This is a genomic window from Nonomuraea sp. NPDC049400 (assembly GCF_044466425.1).
Taxonomy (GTDB): domain Bacteria; phylum Actinomycetota; class Actinomycetes; order Streptosporangiales; family Streptosporangiaceae; genus Nonomuraea.
This window is the reverse complement of sequence record NZ_JBITMP010000041.1, coordinates 1-16624: the sequence shown is the minus strand read 5'-3', so window position 1 is coordinate 16624 and position 16624 is coordinate 1. Positions and strand designations below refer to the sequence as shown.

The 16624-nt window shown below is 70.4% G+C and carries 14 protein-coding genes; 9 read left to right on the top strand and 5 right to left on the bottom strand.

Translation table 11 applies throughout. The features are described 5' to 3' along the window. Positions 1 to 69: 69 nt before the first annotated feature. The gene (locus tag ACIBVN_RS43465) at positions 70 to 1311 is read left to right on the top strand and encodes a hypothetical protein (protein ID WP_397146152.1); all 1242 of its coding nucleotides are present in this window, start codon (positions 70 to 72) and stop codon (positions 1309 to 1311) included. Here ACIBVN_RS43465 and ACIBVN_RS43460 read toward each other — a convergent pair. The 3 genes from ACIBVN_RS43460 to ACIBVN_RS43450 are packed head-to-tail and all read right to left on the bottom strand — an operon-like array spanning position 1298 to position 4186. Next, positions 1298 to 2869: a hypothetical protein gene (locus ACIBVN_RS43460; protein ID WP_397146151.1), complete on the bottom strand. Its 1572-nt coding sequence runs from the start codon at positions 2867 to 2869 to the stop codon at positions 1298 to 1300. The two genes, ACIBVN_RS43465 and ACIBVN_RS43460, sit on opposite strands and share 14 nt — an antisense overlap. A 7-nt stretch (positions 2870 to 2876) precedes the next feature. Further along, entirely contained in the window at positions 2877 to 3527 is a 651-nt protein-coding gene (locus tag ACIBVN_RS43455; RefSeq protein WP_397146150.1) for a hypothetical protein, read from the bottom strand. Next, complete coding sequence (locus ACIBVN_RS43450) at positions 3524 to 4186, bottom strand: hypothetical protein (RefSeq protein WP_397146149.1); 663 nt, start codon at positions 4184 to 4186, stop codon at positions 3524 to 3526. Before ACIBVN_RS43450 ends, ACIBVN_RS43455 begins: the two co-directional genes overlap by 4 nt. Positions 4187 to 4356: 170 nt before the next feature. On the opposite strand from ACIBVN_RS43450, the gene ACIBVN_RS43445 reads away from it, so the two are divergent. From ACIBVN_RS43445 to ACIBVN_RS43430, 4 genes are all read left to right on the top strand, one after another. After that, on the top strand, positions 4357 to 6303 hold the full coding sequence (locus ACIBVN_RS43445; RefSeq protein WP_397146148.1) for a hypothetical protein: 1947 nt from the start codon (positions 4357 to 4359) through the stop codon (positions 6301 to 6303). Positions 6304 to 6374: 71 nt separating this feature from the next. Next, a complete protein-coding gene (locus tag ACIBVN_RS43440) occupies positions 6375 to 9347 on the top strand; it encodes an ATP-binding protein (protein ID WP_397146147.1) in 2973 nt (990 codons plus the stop codon). 65 nt (positions 9348 to 9412) lie between these two features. Further along, positions 9413 to 10642, top strand: coding sequence for a MurT ligase domain-containing protein (locus ACIBVN_RS43435; RefSeq protein ID WP_397146146.1), 1230 nt, complete (start codon positions 9413 to 9415; stop codon positions 10640 to 10642). Next, positions 10632 to 11345, top strand: a complete 714-nt coding sequence (locus ACIBVN_RS43430; protein WP_397146145.1) for a type 1 glutamine amidotransferase — start codon at positions 10632 to 10634, stop codon at positions 11343 to 11345. Before ACIBVN_RS43435 ends, ACIBVN_RS43430 begins: the two co-directional genes overlap by 11 nt. Before the next feature lie 64 nt (positions 11346 to 11409). Here the strand turns inward: ACIBVN_RS43430 and ACIBVN_RS43425 are convergent, their stop codons facing one another. Both ACIBVN_RS43425 and ACIBVN_RS43420 read right to left on the bottom strand, forming a co-directional pair. Next, positions 11410 to 11772: a DsrE family protein gene (locus tag ACIBVN_RS43425; protein WP_349446557.1), complete on the bottom strand. Its 363-nt coding sequence runs from the start codon at positions 11770 to 11772 to the stop codon at positions 11410 to 11412. A 4-nt stretch (positions 11773 to 11776) separates the two neighbouring features. Next, entirely contained in the window at positions 11777 to 13897 is a 2121-nt protein-coding gene (locus ACIBVN_RS43420; protein WP_397146144.1) for a transglycosylase domain-containing protein, read from the bottom strand. 117 nt (positions 13898 to 14014) lie between these two features. Here ACIBVN_RS43420 and ACIBVN_RS43415 point away from each other — a divergent pair, with 117 nt between their 5' ends. The 4 genes from ACIBVN_RS43415 (at position 14015) to ACIBVN_RS43400 (ending at position 16520) form a co-directional block, all read left to right on the top strand. Then, positions 14015 to 14503, top strand: coding sequence for an FABP family protein (locus ACIBVN_RS43415; protein WP_397146143.1), 489 nt, complete (start codon positions 14015 to 14017; stop codon positions 14501 to 14503). A gap of 6 nt (positions 14504 to 14509) precedes the next feature. Continuing rightward, the gene (locus ACIBVN_RS43410; protein ID WP_349446560.1) at positions 14510 to 14806 is read left to right on the top strand and encodes a DUF2470 domain-containing protein; all 297 of its coding nucleotides are present in this window, start codon (positions 14510 to 14512) and stop codon (positions 14804 to 14806) included. Between the two features lie 307 nt (positions 14807 to 15113). Then, positions 15114 to 15527: a Fur family transcriptional regulator gene (locus ACIBVN_RS43405; protein WP_397146142.1), complete on the top strand. Its 414-nt coding sequence runs from the start codon at positions 15114 to 15116 to the stop codon at positions 15525 to 15527. A gap of 54 nt (positions 15528 to 15581) precedes the next feature. Further along, positions 15582 to 16520 carry a YgfZ/GcvT domain-containing protein gene (locus ACIBVN_RS43400; protein WP_397146141.1) on the top strand — a complete coding sequence of 313 codons (939 nt, stop codon included), beginning with the start codon at positions 15582 to 15584 and terminating at the stop codon, positions 16518 to 16520. Positions 16521 to 16624 lie beyond the last annotated feature (104 nt).

The following is a 16624-nucleotide window of genomic DNA, read 5'->3' as shown; positions in this document are numbered from 1 at the left end:
ATTCTGCAGATGTCCGGTTCGACAGGAGTGATGGCACCTCCCCGACCTGGGCCTACGCCGGCTCAGGGGATGCCGTCGCCGTACTCGCTGCCCCTCCACACCCTACGACTGGCGGGCAAGTGCGCCCTGCCGCTGATCTTCTGGTTCGCCGCAGGTCAGCTCGCGCGCTTCCTCCTGCTGTACGGCGCCACCGAGGTCGCGTACGGCGACTTCCAACAGGTCCGCCTCGTCGCCGTGATGACGCTGCTCACGTGCATCATCCTCACGGCGATGACGGTCACCACCGGCATGCTGTACTCCCTGCGCGGTGCCATGTGGGAGATGCGCGCGCGGGTGGACGAGGGCGAGGCGCAGGAGCGCTTCTTCCGGGTGCTCGACCGGGTGGCCCCGGCCTTCGCGGTGCTCTACCTGGCGTGGGGATTCCAGACGGAGGACGCCAGGGACGTCTACCAGATGGACATGTTCCACCACTTCTACGACCAGCTGGACGCGAGCTGGTTCGGCGAGGACTCCCAGGTCGGCCGCGGGCTCATCGATCTGGACTGGCGGGTGTCGCTTGGGGCGATGGCCGTCATGTTCGGGCTGAAGTGGCTCTTCGCGAAGTTCGTCGAACAGGGCAAGGGCGGCTTCTACGGCTTCCTCGCCGCCTTCTCCGAGTTCGCCTTCGTCTTCTACGGCCTGAACGCCACCGTCTTCATCGCCGACGCGCGCTCCGAGTGGCTCGAGCACCGCAACGTGGTCGCCGGCACGCAGGAGCTCTGGGCCGAGGCGCAGAAGAACGTGCCGTTGTGGGACGCCGTCACCAAATTCTTCGGCGATGTCTGGCCGTACTTCCTCGACGCCATCGCCGTACCGCTGGCCTGGATCACCGTGGCGATGCTCGTCTTCGGCTCGTACTCCGACGAGGCCCGTACCCTGCTCAAGGGCACCCGCCTGGAGAAGAGCGTGGACCGGCTCGAAGAGAGCCACGACATCACGCAGAAGTCGTTCGACCAGCTCACGGGCGGGTTCAGGGACCGCTGGCTGCCGCTGGCCAATTCCCTGCGGATGGCGTTCAGGAGCGGCGCGCCGCTGTTCGGCATGATGTGCCTGTGCTACGTGACCATCTCGGTGACCGGGCAGTACGCGGAGCGGGGGCTGATGACGCTGATAGGCGCGCAGGAGGAGTACGCGTGGGCCTTCATGGGGCCGCCGGTGACCTTCGTACGCGACATGATCGTGACCGTGCTGACCATGTCGCTGCTGGCGGCCGCGTACGACATCGCGGCCACCAGGGCCCGCCTCAACGGCGAGCCGCTCAACGACGTCTGAACCGCAGGACCTCGACGTCCTTCTCCATCTTCTCCACAGCCTCACGCTTGAAGAGATCCTCGGTGGGGATGTCCGAGCGGTAGGTGCTCGGCCGGAAGGAGAGCTCGACCTCGTTCGCCACGGGGGTCGGCACGATGGCCAGCCCCTGGACCTTGTACTCCTCGCCCACCACCAGCCGGTCCGTCGGCGGATCTCCCACGTCCGCGGTCTCCACGACCCAGATACGGCCTGCGCTGTCCTCCAACCGGACCTCGCTGGGCTTGGCGGTCATGGTGGCGCTGCTCTCGTCGAGGGCCTTCCTCGTGATGTCCACCTTCAGCCAAGTGACCTCGGGGCCGTGCTTGCTGTTCGGGGGAGCCTTGGTGGGGGCGACCGCGGCCCGGTACTCGATGTTGTGCGACCTGCCCGCCTGGCCGGCGGGCACGATGATCAGCTTGGTCTCCTTGGTGCTGCTCTTCTCGTAGAAGAGGTAGCCGTCGTACGACTGGGCGGCCGTGGTGAGAAGCGACACGACCACGGCGCCGGCGGCGATCAGCAACGTGCGCTTACGCCGTGCCCCGGGTGCGGCGGCCCGCCGCGACCCCGGCTCGGTGGCCTGCGGCGCGTCGGGCGAGGCGCCGTGCGGCCCGTCGCCCGGAGGTTGGTGCGGCATCGCCGCGGCCGCCTGTGGGGGCTGCCCGGGCGGGGACGCCCTCTGCTGTGGCTCGAAAGGCGGGGGGCCCTGGACGGTCGGTAGCGGCTGGGTGGAGCCGCCGACGGGTTCGCGAGGGGCCGGCGGCCACACCTGCTGGTCGGACAGGACGTGCCGAGCCCGGCTCTGCGGCGCGCCATGGCGCGGAGGCGCCCCGTGCGCCGCCGCCTGTCCCTGCGCGTGCATCGGGCCATGCGGCGGTGCGCTGCTCTGCGGCGGTGTGCTGCTCTGCGGCGGTGTGCTGCTCTGCGGTGGTGTGCTGCTCTGCGGCGGCGCGCTGTGCCACTCTGGTGCCTCTTGTGCCTCTTGTGGCGCGCTGGGCCACTCCAGCGCGTCCTGTGGGGTTCTAGCCCATTCAGGGGGCCCTTGTGGCGTGCTGGGCCACTCGGGGGCGTCCTGAGGCACGCTGGGCCACTCGGGCACGGCCTGTGGCGTGCTGCGGGGCCACTCCGGCACGGCCTGCGGTGGGCCGGACCGTTCCGGGGCCTCCTGCGGCGCGCTTGGCCACCCCAGCACGTCCTGCGGCTCGCTTGGCTGCGGCTCCAGCGCGTCATAGCCGGGAGGCGGCGTTCCGCGGCCGCGACGCCTGCCGAGGCCGGGCAGCTCGCCCCCTGACGGAATCCGAGGGACCGGCGCCGTTTCGGCACCAGGCGGCACCTCCTCCTCGTCCTCGGAAGGCAGGGCGTGACCGGAGTGCCGCCCACGGCCGGGCGGCACGGTGCCCGGGGTGGGAGCGGGCGTGCCGAGGCCGGAGTGGGAGCCGAGGCCCGGGGGCGGCTCCTGGCTGGGCGGGGGCGGGGGCGGCGGGTCCTCCTCGCGCCGCGGTTCGTTCCTGGGCGAGAACCAGTCGCGCTCGTTCGTGCTCATCCTGCGATCACTTCTTGTCGGTCGAGTAGACGTCCTGAGGCGAGGCCGCGAGCTTGCGCGCGCCCTCCTCGTCCAGGCCGAGATCCACCTCGACCTCTGGCTGGTACGACTCCACCAGCGTCTTGTTCGGCAGCCCGAACACCACCCGCGCCCCGGGCAGCACGGAAGGCGGCACCTCGAAGTAGAACCGCCCGCTCACCCAGATGTCCGGCTGCACCCATGTGGCGGCCAGCGTCAGGTCGCTGTTCACCCGGTCGGTGGCGGAGAAGCGCTTCCCGTCGGCGGTCAGCAGCACCGGCTGCGCCAGGTGATAGGGCTCACGGCTGGACTTGGCCGAGGCGTTCACGATGAGGAAGAGGTTGTCGGTCCCGAGGGTGCTGCCGCTGCTCTGGAGCGACCTGGCCGCGGTGAACGAGTCGAGCCGGACGGTGAACCGCCGCGCGTCGACGGCCTCACCCTTGACCCCCGTGTAGGTGAGCGGATCGCCCTCCTGGCCCTCGGTCATGTGCAGGGTCTGCACCGCCACGGCGGCGGCCAGCAGCACCAGCCCCACGACCACGCCGAGCAGCCGGCTCCCGGCCCCCTGCCCCCGCTCGGCCCGCCTGCCGCCGCCGCGCCGGGCGCGGGCCACCGCTGTTCGCTGCTCTGTCGTGGTCACGCTGCGTCACCCTTCTTGACAGTCAGCGTCACTCGCGCCTTGATCTCGGGGATCCACTTGTCGCCCATCTCTTTGGCGACCATCTTCCAGGCCAGGTCGTTGCTGCCGAATTGGCGCTCCTCCTCGAAGGAGGCCACGTCCATGGTGATCCGGTCCGGCGGCTGCTCGTCGTCCTTCAGCCGGTAACGCACGATGACCTGGCTGGTCACCCCCGGCTGGAGCTGACGGCTCTCGTTCCCCTTGGCCTGCGCGAAGGCGAACGGCCCCGCGGCTTTGTCGAAGGCCGGGTTGATGTTCAACAGCGAGGCGGCGAAGCCGTCCAAAGCGAAGGCTTGCTCGACTTTCTGGGCGGGCAGGCCGACCGGGAAGGTCTTGTCGCCCTGGTTGGTGACGTCGAAGACCAGCTCGACGAAGCGCTTGTCCTCCTCGAACTGCGTCTTCGCCCGCTCCACCGTCACGCGCGACTCGACGAACTTGGTGGAGTAGAGGCCCTGGTCGAGCACCGCGCCCTGGCCCAGCGGCTCCGGCTCGTCAGGAGCCTCGCTCAGACCGCCCAGCAAGGCGGTGATGCCGACGGCGGTGAACGCCACCAGGGCAACTGCGGGCACCACTACCGGGCGTCTGGGCTTGTCACTGCTTGCGCCGGAGGGTTCCGTCATGGAAAAGGATGGTAGTAGGTCTCGTCTGTCCCATCTGCCGCAATGCTCCCATCGGACAGGGAGAATTGCCGAGAAACCCTGCCGCTACGGGGCTTGAAGCTCATACGCTGTCACGGAGCGGAAAGGGCTGGCCCCTACTCCTAACGACATATCGGCGGCCGGAGGGTCACGTGACGGACGTGCATCCCGAGCATGCCCAGCTACAGGCGGACCGCATCTACCTGGGCTGGCAATACATCCTGCTGCACCCCGACCCGGGTCCGCCGCCCAAACGTCCCTCGCCCGCCGAGGAGCCGCCGCCCGCCGCCGCGCCCGACGTCGCCGAGCAGGAATTGCTGCGCCGCGAGCGCCGCCAGGAGGACATGCTCAACCAGCCGGTGCGGATCTTCCGGACGTTCATGCTGGTGCTGGCCGTGCTCATCCTCGCCGCGGCCATCGCGGGCTACCTGGGGTGGTCGTTCGCGCTCGCCGGGCTCACCGCCACCGGAGGCGTGGCGGCCATCTGCAGTTACGCGCTGGTACAGGGTGACAGGGCGGTCAAGTACCGGGTGCTGGAGCAGCAGGCCAGGGGCGAGCGCCGGCGCGAGGAACGTGACAAGGAGCTGTTCCGCGCGCAGGAGGAGCACGCCCAGCGCTACCGCGAGTGGCAGGACTCCAAGGAGCGCTACGACAGGCAGCTCACGTGGTACGCGGTCGCCGTGCCCGACGAGATCGACCGCATCGACGTGGCGGGCGGTACGTTGCCCGGCTGGTCGGCCCTGATCACGCTGCTCGGGGCCACGCGGCTCTACAGCGGCGGCCACCTGACCGTGCTCGACCTGTCCGAGGGCGCGATCGCGAAGGACCTGATCGAGCTGGCCCGCAAGGGCGGCGACGACCCGCTGGTCTGGGTGCTGCCGGTCGATCTGCCCAAGCTCGACCTGGGCGCCACGCTCAAGCCCGAGGCGTTCGCGGACGTGCTGGCCCACGTGGTGAGCGTGAGCGAGGAGCACCGCACCACGCGTGACCTCAGCTTCGACAACGCCATCCTGGAGCGGGTACTGGAGGTGCTCGGCGAGAACGCCACGATCAGCCAGGTCACGGCCGCGCTGCGGGCGCTGGCGCAGGTGGGCGACCCGCGCGACGACCTGAGGTTCGGGCTGATCACGGCGACCCAGCTGGAGCGGATCGGCACGTTGTTCGGGCGTGGGGTGAGCGACCGGGTGGTGATCGAGCGCGCCTGGGCGCTGGAGTCGCAGCTGCGCAAGCTGGAGACGCTCGGCACCGAGGCCGTGCGGCTGCCGCCGGCCAGGCTGCGGGTGGTGAGCATGGACCGGCAGGCGGGCGTGTTCGGCAACCGCGTGCTCGGCACATACGTGGCCACGGCCCTCACCCACATCCTGCGCCAGTCCGCCGCCTCCGACCGGCCCTGGTACCACACGATCATCGTGGCGGGCGCCGACAAGCTCAGGGGCGACGTGCTCGACCGGTTGATGGACGCCTGCGAGACCTCCCGTACCGGACTGGTCCTGACTTATCGGTCCTTGACCCCCACGGTGCGGGAGCGGCTGGGCAGGGGGCACGCGGCGGTGGCGTTCATGCGGCTCGGCAACGCCGAGGACGCGCGGGTCGCCAGCGAGCATGTCGGCACCGAGCACCGGCTGGAGCTGGCCCAGCTCACCGAGACGATCAGCGATTCGCTGCCCGGGCTCGACGGCGGTTACACCTCGACGATCTCGCAGCTGGACGACGACAGGGAGGCCAGGGACGAGAGCCACGCCGACCTGGCGGGCGACATCACCGAGTCCACCGAGTGGGGCAGGACCGCCGACAAGATCTCGGAGAAGGAGCGGGTGCTGCAGCGCTCGCGCGAGTTCCTCGTCGAGCCGCACCAGCTCCAGCAGCTCCCCACGACCTCCGTGATCGTCACGGACGCCACGGCCCAGGGCAGGCGCGTACGCCTCGCCGACGCGAACCCGGCCATCCTGACCTTCCCCAAGACCACGCTCGGCGAACTGGAGGAGGTACGCGAGGCCGTGCTGGCGCTCGACCCCAAGGCGCGGGACGGCGACGAGGAGCCCCCACCGAACCTCGGACCACCACCGCCACGCCTGGACTGGCGCAAGGGGAGGCAATGACATGGTCAATGTCAAGGTGACGAGCTGACGGTTGGCGGAATTTAACAAAGAACCGTCTGTGGGGGAATGAAATGCAGCCGAGTGTCTCGCTGAGTGGGCCCTGGTATCGAATCCAGTCGATCGCAGCACCCTCGCGAAGCTCGTCGGCGGAGTGGGATTTCGTCACCGTGCTGCCCGCGGTGCTGTCGGCCGCCCAACGCGACCGGCCGTTCGTCATCGGGTGGCTGTCGCGAGGGTCCGGCGCGCCGCTCGAGCTCATCACCAACGCGGGGCCGCTGTCGCCGCCGCGCCAGCCGCGCAGGTCGACCGGCGCGCCCGAGTATCCGAGCGGGCCACAGCCGCTGCTGTTCCCCGGTGGGGCCCGCGGCGTCCAGCTCGACGAGGAGTATCTCGCCGACCTGGCGGACCTGGTGTGGACGCCGTGCCCGGGCCGGCAGGCGCCGCCGCTCGGGAGCAAGGGGCGCGAGTTCGACCCGGACGAGCTCAGGCGGCCGACGTTGTTCGAGTCGACGCTGGTGACGCTCATGTCGCGGCCGTTCGCCTGGCTGGTGGTGGCCGAGCCGACCGACCTGCTCGACGCCGAGGTGGCGCACCTGCGTACCCAGCTCAACGTGCTCAGGCAGTACGGCGACGCCTCGGAGCGCTCCCGCTTCGACGCCGAGCGGGCCGAGCGGCGCATGCAGGAGCTGGACGCGTTCAGGGAGGCGGGACTCTGGAACGTACGCGTGCTCGCCGGGGGCGCAACCGCCGAGGAGCTGCGGCAGATCGCGCCCGTGCTGGTCGGGTCGGTCGAGATGAGCCAGCACCCGTACCGGCTGCGCAGCTCGCACGGCGCGGCCTACACGCTGCCCGAGGCCCTGGCCATCACCATGCAGGACCCGGCCGACGGCGCCGCCGCCCCGTTCGCCGCCACCGCCGGAGCACTCGCGGCGCTGGCCGGGCTGCCCCGCCGGGAGGTCCCCGGGGTACGCGTGCTCGAGTCGGGCTTCTTCGACGTGACGTCCGAGGCCGACGGGGGCGAGCTGGAGCTCGGGGAGATCCTCGACGGGCAGGACAGAGCGGTCGGTACGTTCCGGGTGCCGCTGGCCACGCTCAACCGGCACGCGTTCGTCACGGGCGCGACCGGCTCCGGCAAGTCGCAGACCGTTCGTCACCTGCTGGAGCAGCTCAGCAGGGCGCGCATCCCGTGGCTGGCCATCGAGCCCGCCAAGTCCGAGTACGCCGCCATGGCCGGACGCGTCGACGAGCCGATCACGGTCATCAACCCGTCGGCCCCTGACGGCGTGCCGTTCAGCATCAACCCGCTCGAACCCGAGCCCGGCTACCCCGTCCAGGCCCACATCGACATGGTCAGGGCGCTGTTCATGGCGGCGTTCGACGCCGAGGAGCCGTTTCCGCAGATCATGTCACTCGCGCTGCAGCGCGTCTACGAGGCGACCGGCTGGGACGTCGTCACGGGCGGCGCCGTGCCGGGCTCGAACGTCCCGCCCAGTGTCCCCACCCTCGAACAGCTCCAGCAGCACGCCATGGACGTGATCAAGGAGATCGGCTACGGCCGCGAGGTCCAGGCGGACGTCGAGGGCTTCATCTCGCTCAGGCTCCGCTCCCTGCGGGTCGGCTCGGCCGGGCGCTTCTTCGAGGGCGGACACCCCGCCGACATCGGCGGTCTGCTCGAACGGGACGTCGTGCTGGCGATCGAGGACGTCGCCAACGACGAGGACAAGGCGTTCCTCATGGGCACGCTGATCATCAGGATCGTCGAGCACCTGCGCATGCGGGCGCGCAGGGAGAAGTCCCATGAGCTGCGCCACGTCATCGTGATCGAGGAGGCGCACCGGCTGCTGCGTGACCGCGGCCACGGGCGGGCGTCCACGCACGCGGTGGAGCTGCTGGCCGGGCTGCTCGCGGAGATCCGCGCGTACGGCGAGGGCATCGTGGTGGCCGAGCAGATCCCCACCAAGCTCGTCTCCGACGTGGTCAAGAACACCGCGCTGAAGGTGGTGCACCGGCTCCCGGCGGAGGACGACAGGAAGCTCGTCGGCGCCGCCATGAACCTGAGCGACGAGCAGTCCCGCCACGTCGTCTCCCTGCAGCCGGGCTCGGCCGCGGTCTTCGCCGACGGGATGGACCGGCCGCTGCGGGTCCGCGTGCCGCTGGGGGAGTCCAGGGAGAAGGTGCTGCCCGGGCCGCCGCCGCCCATCCGGGGCCGCCGGTCCGCGGCGTGCGGCTCGGCCTGCCGTACCGGGCAGGCGTGCACGCTGGTGGAGCTGCGTGAGGCCGACGTGCTCGCCGACGCGCCCGAGTGGGCCTGGCTGCGGATCTGGTGCGACACGGTCGTGCTCGCCTTCGTCAGCAACCGGCCCCTGCCCGGAGTGCCGCGCGCCCTCGCCTCCGCCTCGTCCGACCTGCCGGCGCGGCGCCGGGAATGCCTGCTGGCGACCCTGATCGAGCGCTCGGTGCAGCGGCGCGCGTGGTCGCTGCGCAGCTGGTTCGATCCTTCGCTGCTCACCGAGAAGGCGGCCGAGACCGCCACCCGGCTGCTCGCCGGGCTCGAAGGCGGCGGGGAGCGGCCGGGGGCGTCGTGGGTGATCCCGCAGGTCCGCTGGCTGCACGAGGTGGACAGGCTCTTCCCGTACGGCCAGCCCGCTCCCGACCTGCGCAGCCCGGCGCCTCCCATGGAGTACGCCCTCTTCCGCCAGCCGTCCAACGGCAACGGCTCCTCGCCCGATCTCGTCCACACGGAGCTGCTCGGGCATCGGGCGAAGGCGCTGCGGCATCACCCCCTGTCGATGGAGATAGACCGTAACCGGGCACTGGCCTGGCGGGTGATCCTGGGGGACGACGAGAACGAAGGGGTGCAGCGGGACATCACGACGGTGGCGATCGGGATCGAGTCGTCGGCGCGGGTGCGGCACGTGGGGCAGACGATGGGGGCCGGGTGGCTGGAGGGCGTGCTGTCCTGGCCCCGGCGCTTCGTCCTGCCGTTCGACCACGGCGGGGCCCCGGAGATCGCCTTCGCCGAGCCCGCCCCGAGCCCCTCCTGACCCGTTGGCCGTGTTTTCGTGTGCTTCTCCAGACCAACGGCCAACGCCGACTAGGATCCTTGGGCATGACCCAGCTTCCTCTGCGGGCCCAGCTCGCCAGCGCCCTGGGCCGCAGTGCCGCCACACTGTCCAGGATGACCGGGCGCGGTGACGGCTCGGTGATCGGCGGCCGAGTGGGCCTGCTGCTCGAGCCCGACCTCCTGCGCAAGCTGGCCCGCGACCGCAAGCTGGCCCTGGTCAGCGCCACCAACGGCAAGACCACCACGACCAGGCTGATCACCTCGGCGCTGCTCGACCTCGGCGAGGTGGCCACCAACGCGTTCGGCGCCAACATGCCCGCCGGCCACGTCTCGGCGCTCTCCCAGAGCAAGGCCGCCCCGTACGGCGTGCTGGAGGTGGACGAGAAGTACCTGCCGGAGGTGCTCGACACGACCGGCGCGAGCGTCGTCTGCCTGATGAACCTCAGCCGCGACCAGATGGACCGCGCCGCCGAGATCTGGCTGCTCGCGCAGAAGTGGCGCAGGGCCCTGTCCGGCAAGCCCACCCACGTCATCGCCAACTGCGACGACCCGCTCGTGACCTGGGGCGCCTCCACGGCAGCCAAGGTCACGTGGGTCGCCGGCGGGCAGCGGTGGAAGGAAGACTCCTGGTGCTGCCCCGAGTGCGGCGGCCCGCTCGACCGCAAGGACGCCTTCTGGGCGTGCAGGGAGTGCACGTTCCACCGGCCGGAGCCGCAGTGGGCGCTCGACGACGACGTGGCCGTCGACCCGCGCGGCCAGCGGTGGTTGCTCGACATCCAGCTGCCCGGCCAGGCCAACCGTTCCAACGCGGTGATGGCGCTGGCGGTGGCGGAGGCGTTCGGGGTGCCGGTGGAGCGCGCCCTGCCCAGGCTGCGCGAGGTCACCTCGGTGGCCGGCCGCTACACCACCGTCGAGCGCGACGGCCGCCACGCGCGGCTGCTGCTTGCGAAGAACCCGGCGGGGTGGCTGGAGGCGTTCGACGTGGCCGACCCGCAGCTGCCGATCATCCTCGCGGTCAACGCGCAGGGCCCCGACGGCCGTGACACCTCGTGGCTGTGGGACGTCGACTATCGCATCCTGCGCGGGCGGCCCGTGTTCGTGACCGGCGAACGCCGCCTCGACCTGGCGCTCAGGCTCGACGTGGCGGACGTGCCGTTCACGCTGTGCAGCACGTTCAGCGAGGCCCTCGCCATGCAGCCGCCCGGCCGGGTCGACGTGATCGCCAACTACACCGCGTTCCAGAGCATCCGATCGGAGTTCGGCCGTGCCGTCTGACAGCGCCCTGCGCATCGTCTGGATCTACCCTGACCTGCTGAGCACGTACGGCGACCAGGGCAACGTGCTCGTCCTGGAGCAGCGTGCGCACCGCAGGGGCATCGAGACGGAGACGATCCACGTACGCTCTGCGGACCCGGTGCCGGAGACCGGCGACATCTACCTGATCGGCGGGGGCGAGGACCGCCCGCAGATCCTGGCCGCCGAGCGCCTGCGCCGGGACGGCGGACTCCACCGTGCCGTCGCCCGCGGCGCCGCCCTGCTGGCGGTGTGCGCCGGATACCAGATCATGGGCAGCACGTTCGGCGGCGAGGAGGGCCAGCCGGTCGACGGCATCGGCCTGCTCGACATCGCCAGCTCCCGCGGGCCGGCGCGCGCCGTGGGCGAGCTGGTGGCGGAGGTGGACGCCGCGCTCAGCCTCCCCACGCTGACCGGCTTCGAAAATCACATGGGCGTCACCCACCTGGGCCCCGGCGTCAGGCCGCTGTCCAGGACCGTCGTGGGCGTGGGCAACGGCGACGGGTTCGAGGGGTGCTACGCGGGGCACGTGGTCGGGACATACCTGCACGGGCCGGCGCTGGCCCGCAATCCCGCGCTGGCGGACCTGCTGCTGTCGTGGCGGGTGGGGGAGCTGGTGCCGCTCGACGACTCCCGCTACGAGGCCCTCCGCCAGGAACGCCTGGCCGCCGTGCTGCCGAGCTGACCCTTCCCGGGCCGCACGTGGAGCGCGACACGCGTGCGGCTCGGCGTCCGGCGGCCGGCGACGGTCAGTAGACCAGCGCCTGCGCGCCCTCGCTGACCGCTTCCTCGACGAATGCCGGAGCGCCCGCGATGCGGACCCCCTCGATCACGTCGTCCACGGTGATGTTCCTGCGGGCCGCGCACTGGGTGCAGAGCGTCACCCGCCCACCCGCCAGCACGGCGTCGAGCAGGTCCGCGAGCGGCGCGGCATGCGGCAGGCTGAACTCCTTGGCCCTGCCCGGCAGCGCGAACCACGACGACTCGCCGGTCAACCAGAGAGAAACGGGCACACCGCTCGCGAGCGCGGCGGCCGCGACGGTGAACGCCTGGTTGCACCGCTCGGGGGCATCCGCCCCGGCGGTCACCTTGATCACCAGTGATCGTCCCATACCGTCACCCTAACTCCTCCGCCGTTTCCTGACGCTCCTCGCGGGCCGGTGCGCAGCTCTGGTCGCAGCCGCCGAAGCGGGCCGTGTTCACCGGGGTGAAGTCCGAGGCCGGCACGTCCTTCAGCGCCGCCATCATGGTGTCCTTCCAGATCGGCCCGGGCACCGAGGCGCCGGCCACCGCGCCGAAGTACCGGCCGCCGATCGTGACCCCGGTCAGCTTGTACCGCTGGGAGCCACGCGGGTCGCCCACGCTGACCGCACCCGCGAGGTCGGGGGTGAAGCCGGCAAACCAGGCCGTGGCGTACCCGTCCGTGGTGCCCGTCTTGCCCGCCGCCGGGCGGCCGATGCCGCCGACTCCGCGCATCGTGCCCTTGGTGAACACGCCGGACAGGACGTGCGCGGTGGCGTCGGCCACCTCCGGGTCCAGCGCCTTGCGGCACGACGGCTTGTACGAGGTCGTCGTGCCCGCGCCCACCTCGTTCACCTTGGTGATGACCATGGGCGCGCAGTACGTGCCGCGCGCCGCCACCGCCGCGTACGCGGCGGCCACGGTCACCGGGTCCATCTCGTTGATCCCGAGCGTGAACGTCTCGTACTCCTGCAGCGGCCCCCCGTCCGCCCGCCTGATGCCCAGCGACTTGGCCGTCTGCACCGTCTCGCAGAGGCCGACCCGCTGCTCCAGCGCCATGAAGAACGTGTTCACCGACCCCCACGTGCCGGTCGCCAGCGTCTTGAAACCGGGCGAGCCCTCGTCGTTGGTGACCGTCCAGGATGGGATGCCCATGTTCTGACCCTTGCAGTTCTTGAACGAGGCATAGCCGGGAGCGGTGTAGGCGTTGGTCACGCTGATCCCGTCGTCGATCTTCATGCCCTGGGCGAGCGCCGTGATCAGCGTGAACGTCTTGAACGTCGAGCCCGCCTGGAAGCCGATCAGCCCGCCGTGCCGCTTGTCCGCCACCGGGTTGTAGGAGATCTCCTTCCGCTTGGCGGAACGGCCGTAGGGCCGGCTGGCCGCCATCGCCTTGATCTCGCCCGTACCCGGCTTGACCAGCGCCTCGGCGGCGACGGCGTGGTCCGAGGCGAACACGTGCTTCCTGATCGCCGCCTCCGCCGCCCGCTGCGCCTTGGGGTCCAGCGTCGTGTAGATCTTCAGCCCGCCGCGCTCGAACCGCTGCTCCCTGATCCGCTGCGTCCCGCCGAAGGCGGGGTTGGTGAGCAGCTCGTAGCGTACGTACTCGCAGAAGTAGGGATAAGGGCTGTCCTGGCAGCCGTTGGGGGCGTCGACCCCCTTGTAGCCGAGCTGCTCCGCCTTGGCCTGCGCCGCCTGCTCGGGCGTGATGCGGTCGAGCTGCGCCATCCGGTCCAGCACCACGTTGCGGCGTTCCAGTAGCAGCTTGCGGGCCTGCTTGCCGAGCTCGGGATCGGTCCTGTTGGGGTTCTGGACGGCGCCGGCCAGGGTCGCCGCCTGGGCCAGGCTGAGGTGGGCCGCCGAGACGCCGAAGAAGCGCCGCGCCGCCGCTTCCACGCCGTTGGCGCCCGCCCCGAAGTACGCGATGTTCAGATATCTACGGAGAATCTCGTCCTTGGAGTATTTCTGCTCCACGCCCATCGCGTACCGCAGCTCCTTGAGCTTGCGCGCGTAGCTGGCCTCCAGCGCCTTGTTCTTGCCCGCCTCGGTGTCGGCGGAGTTCAGCAGGACCTGCTTGACGTACTGCTGGGTGATGGAGGAGCCGCCCTGGGCGATGCCGCCCGAGCTGAGGTTCTTGACCAGGGCGCGGACGGTGCCCTCGAAGTCGATCGCGCCGTGCTGGTAGAAGCGGTAGTCCTCGATGGCGACGATCGCCGTCTTCATCACGTCGGCGATCTGGTCCAGGCGTACGACCTTGCGGTTCTCGGCGTAGAACTGGGCGATGCGGTCGCCCTTGGCGTCGTACACGACGGAGGTCTGGGCCAGGGGCGGCTCTTCGAGCTGGGCGGGCTTGAGATCCAGCGTCTCGGTGGCGGAGACGACCAGCGTGCCCGTGCCGCCCACGGCGGGCAGCGTGAGCGCGGCCACCAGGGCGCCGGCGGCGACGGCCGCTCCGGTCAGACGGGCAAGGCTCCACAAGGGGCTCGAAGTGGACATGGGCGTCATGACAGCACAGGGCCGTTCTCACTGTCCAAGACTGATATGCCGCCTCCATCGATATCGGAATGGATATCGAGGCCGTACGGCAGGCCAGGGCCACTAGGCTTGGGGAACATGGAAGAACCTGAAGTGCACCCCGACCTGGAGCAGATCGCGTTCCTGCTCGGGCGGTGGGAAGGCGCCGGCGTGGGCGGCTACCCGACGATCGAGAGCTTCAACTTCGGTCAGGAGATCGAGTTCGCGCACAACGGGAAGCCGTTCCTGTCCTACGTGAGCCGCACCTGGCTGCTCGACGAGGACGGAAACCGGGTGAAGCCGCTGGCCACCGAGTCGGGATACTGGCGTCCCCAGCCTGACAGGCAGATCGAGGTGGTGCTCGCGCACCCGACCGGGATCGTCGAGATCTACATCGGCGAGGTCGTCTTCCACAAGATCGAGCTACGCACGGACGTCGTCGCCCGCACCGCCTCGGCCAAGGAATACACCGCGGGCCACCGGCTGTACGGGCTGGTCAACGGCAATCTCATGTGGGCGTACGAGATGGCGGCCGTGGGACACCCGCTCACGGACCACATGTCGGCAGAGCTGAAGAAGGTAGCTTGACCTGGTATGAGCACGCCCTTCACCGCTGACGCCGTCGAGGCGATCAAGCGCCACATGAATGACGACCATGCCGAAGACGCGCTGATCATCGTACGAGGACTCGGCGGACGCCCCGAGGCCACCTCGGCGGTGACGAGCGACGTGGACGCCGAGGCGATCGAGTTCACCGTCGACGGCGGGGAGCGGGTCCGGGTGCCCTGGGGAGCGACGCTCACCGAGCGCGCCCAGGTGCGCAAGGCCGTGGTGCAGCTCTATCGGGATGCGTGCGGCAAGCTCGGCATCGCGGCGCGAGGCGAGCACTGACCCCGGGAGCATGAAGAAGGGCCCCAGGCCAACTCCGCCTGCCGAGCAGGCGGGCCGGATGGACCAAGGTCGGGATGGGATCCCGCCCTCCGGCTGCCAGGGGCCCCGGCGGTTGCCTCGTATTCGCCGTGCGTCACGAGACAACAGTCCGCGACTTAGCGGACAACCACCTCGCTAGTCCAACTATGAATCACCATTGTTTGGACCACCTCCTTTCCGCGTACCAAAGACGCTATGCGCTCGTGCTCGGAAGGGGCAAGTGAATATCACCGGACCGTCCGGCGGCCCATGCGCCTAAACTCAGGACATGACCGAGACGCAGTGGCATGAGGAACTCCGCGCCAAGGGCTACCGGGTCACCCCACAGCGCCAGCTCGTCCTTGAGGCGGTCAAGTCGTTGGAGCACGCCACGCCGGAGGAGATCTGCGTCAGGGTCCGCGAGACCGCCCGCGGCGTGAACATCTCGACCGTCTACCGCACGCTGGAGCTGCTCGAAGAGCTCGGCATGGTCACCCACACCCACCTCGGGCACGGCGCGCCGACCTACCATCTGGCTGCCGAGGCCGATCATGTGCACCTGGTGTGCCGGGGCTGCGACGAGGTGTTCGAGGTGCGTCCCGAGCTGGCGGAAGGGCTGGTCAAGGGGCTGGACGAGGAGCTGGGGTTCATCGCGGACGTGCATCACCTGACGGTCTTCGGCCGGTGCCGCAACTGCCGATAGGCGCGCGGCCTCCCGTCTGCGGGCATCCTCGCGACTGCCGCTAGCCTGGATGGCATGCGTAGCCCTCTGCTCGACCTTCCCGGTGCCGTCGCCGCCGACGAGCCGGACTCCGACGTAGCCGCGCACTACGGTGACCTGTTCGCCGAGCAGCGCGCGCTGGCCAAGGGTGAGGCGGTCGTCGACCGCAGCAACCGCGAGGTGGTCCGCATCTCCGGCGCCGACCGGCTGAAATGGCTCAACGACCTGACCTCGCAGCAGCTCGACACGTTGCGCCCCGGCGAGTGGACGCAGACGCTGGACCTCGACCTGCAGGGTCACGTGCTGCACCACCTGACGCTGGTCGACGACGGCGAGAGCGTGCTGGCCCACGTCGAGCCGGGCACCGCGCAGAGCCTGATCGACTATCTCGACCGGATGCGGTTCATGCTCCGCGTGGAGGTGTCGAGGGCCGACGAGCTGGCCGTGCTCTCCACGGCCACAGAAGACTTCCTGGTGCCGCGCGCCGAGCTGTCCGACCACCTGGGCAGGCCGCTGGCGGGGCTGTGGGCGTACGAGGCGCTTCGGATCGAGGCGCACCGGCCGCGGCTGGGGCTCGACACCGACCACAAGACGATCCCCCACGAGGTGGGGTGGATCGGCTCGGCCGTGCACCTGAGCAAGGGGTGCTACCGCGGCCAGGAGACCGTCGCCAGGGTGCACAACCTCGGGCACCCGCCGCGCCGCCTGGTCTTCCTGCACCTCGACGGCAGCGTCGACACGCTGCCACCGCACGGCGCTCCGGTGGTCCTGGAGGGCCAGGAGATCGGCGTGGTCGGCTCGGCCGCGCGGCACCACGAGCTGGGCCCGATCGCGCTGGCCGTGGTGAAGCGCACGGTGCCGGTGGACGCGCCGCTGCTGGCCGGCGGGGTGGCGGCGGCGCAGGAGGTCGTCGTGCCGCCGGACGCGGGCCGCAACGTCAGCATCGACCCCTCGCTCCGCCGCCGCATCCGCTGAGGGCCTAGACCCAATGCCGTTTAGTTTGGCTTCACGCTGGTTTGTCAAGGTTCATCGGGCATGTGGATGTTGATGCTGATGGTGGCCTTGTAGCTGGTTCGGTC

Excerpts from the sequence above, each read along its gene's own strand:
- ACIBVN_RS43465 (WP_397146152.1), top strand. The coding sequence starts at position 70 with ATGCCGTCGCCGTACTCGCTGCCCCTCCACACCCTACGACTGGCGGGC.
- ACIBVN_RS43460 (WP_397146151.1), bottom strand. The coding sequence starts at position 2,869 with ATGAGCACGAACGAGCGCGACTGGTTCTCGCCCAGGAACGAACCGCGG.
- ACIBVN_RS43450 (WP_397146149.1), bottom strand. The coding sequence starts at position 4,186 with ATGACGGAACCCTCCGGCGCAAGCAGTGACAAGCCCAGACGCCCGGTA.
- ACIBVN_RS43440 (WP_397146147.1), top strand. The coding sequence starts at position 6,375 with ATGCAGCCGAGTGTCTCGCTGAGTGGGCCCTGGTATCGAATCCAGTCG.
- ACIBVN_RS43435 (WP_397146146.1), top strand. The coding sequence starts at position 9,413 with ATGACCCAGCTTCCTCTGCGGGCCCAGCTCGCCAGCGCCCTGGGCCGC.
- ACIBVN_RS43425 (WP_349446557.1), bottom strand. The coding sequence starts at position 11,772 with ATGGGACGATCACTGGTGATCAAGGTGACCGCCGGGGCGGATGCCCCC.
- ACIBVN_RS43420 (WP_397146144.1), bottom strand. The coding sequence starts at position 13,897 with ATGTCCACTTCGAGCCCCTTGTGGAGCCTTGCCCGTCTGACCGGAGCG.
- ACIBVN_RS43415 (WP_397146143.1), top strand. The coding sequence starts at position 14,015 with ATGGAAGAACCTGAAGTGCACCCCGACCTGGAGCAGATCGCGTTCCTG.
- ACIBVN_RS43410 (WP_349446560.1), top strand. The coding sequence starts at position 14,510 with ATGAGCACGCCCTTCACCGCTGACGCCGTCGAGGCGATCAAGCGCCAC.
- ACIBVN_RS43405 (WP_397146142.1), top strand. The coding sequence starts at position 15,114 with ATGACCGAGACGCAGTGGCATGAGGAACTCCGCGCCAAGGGCTACCGG.
- ACIBVN_RS43400 (WP_397146141.1), top strand. The coding sequence starts at position 15,582 with ATGCGTAGCCCTCTGCTCGACCTTCCCGGTGCCGTCGCCGCCGACGAG.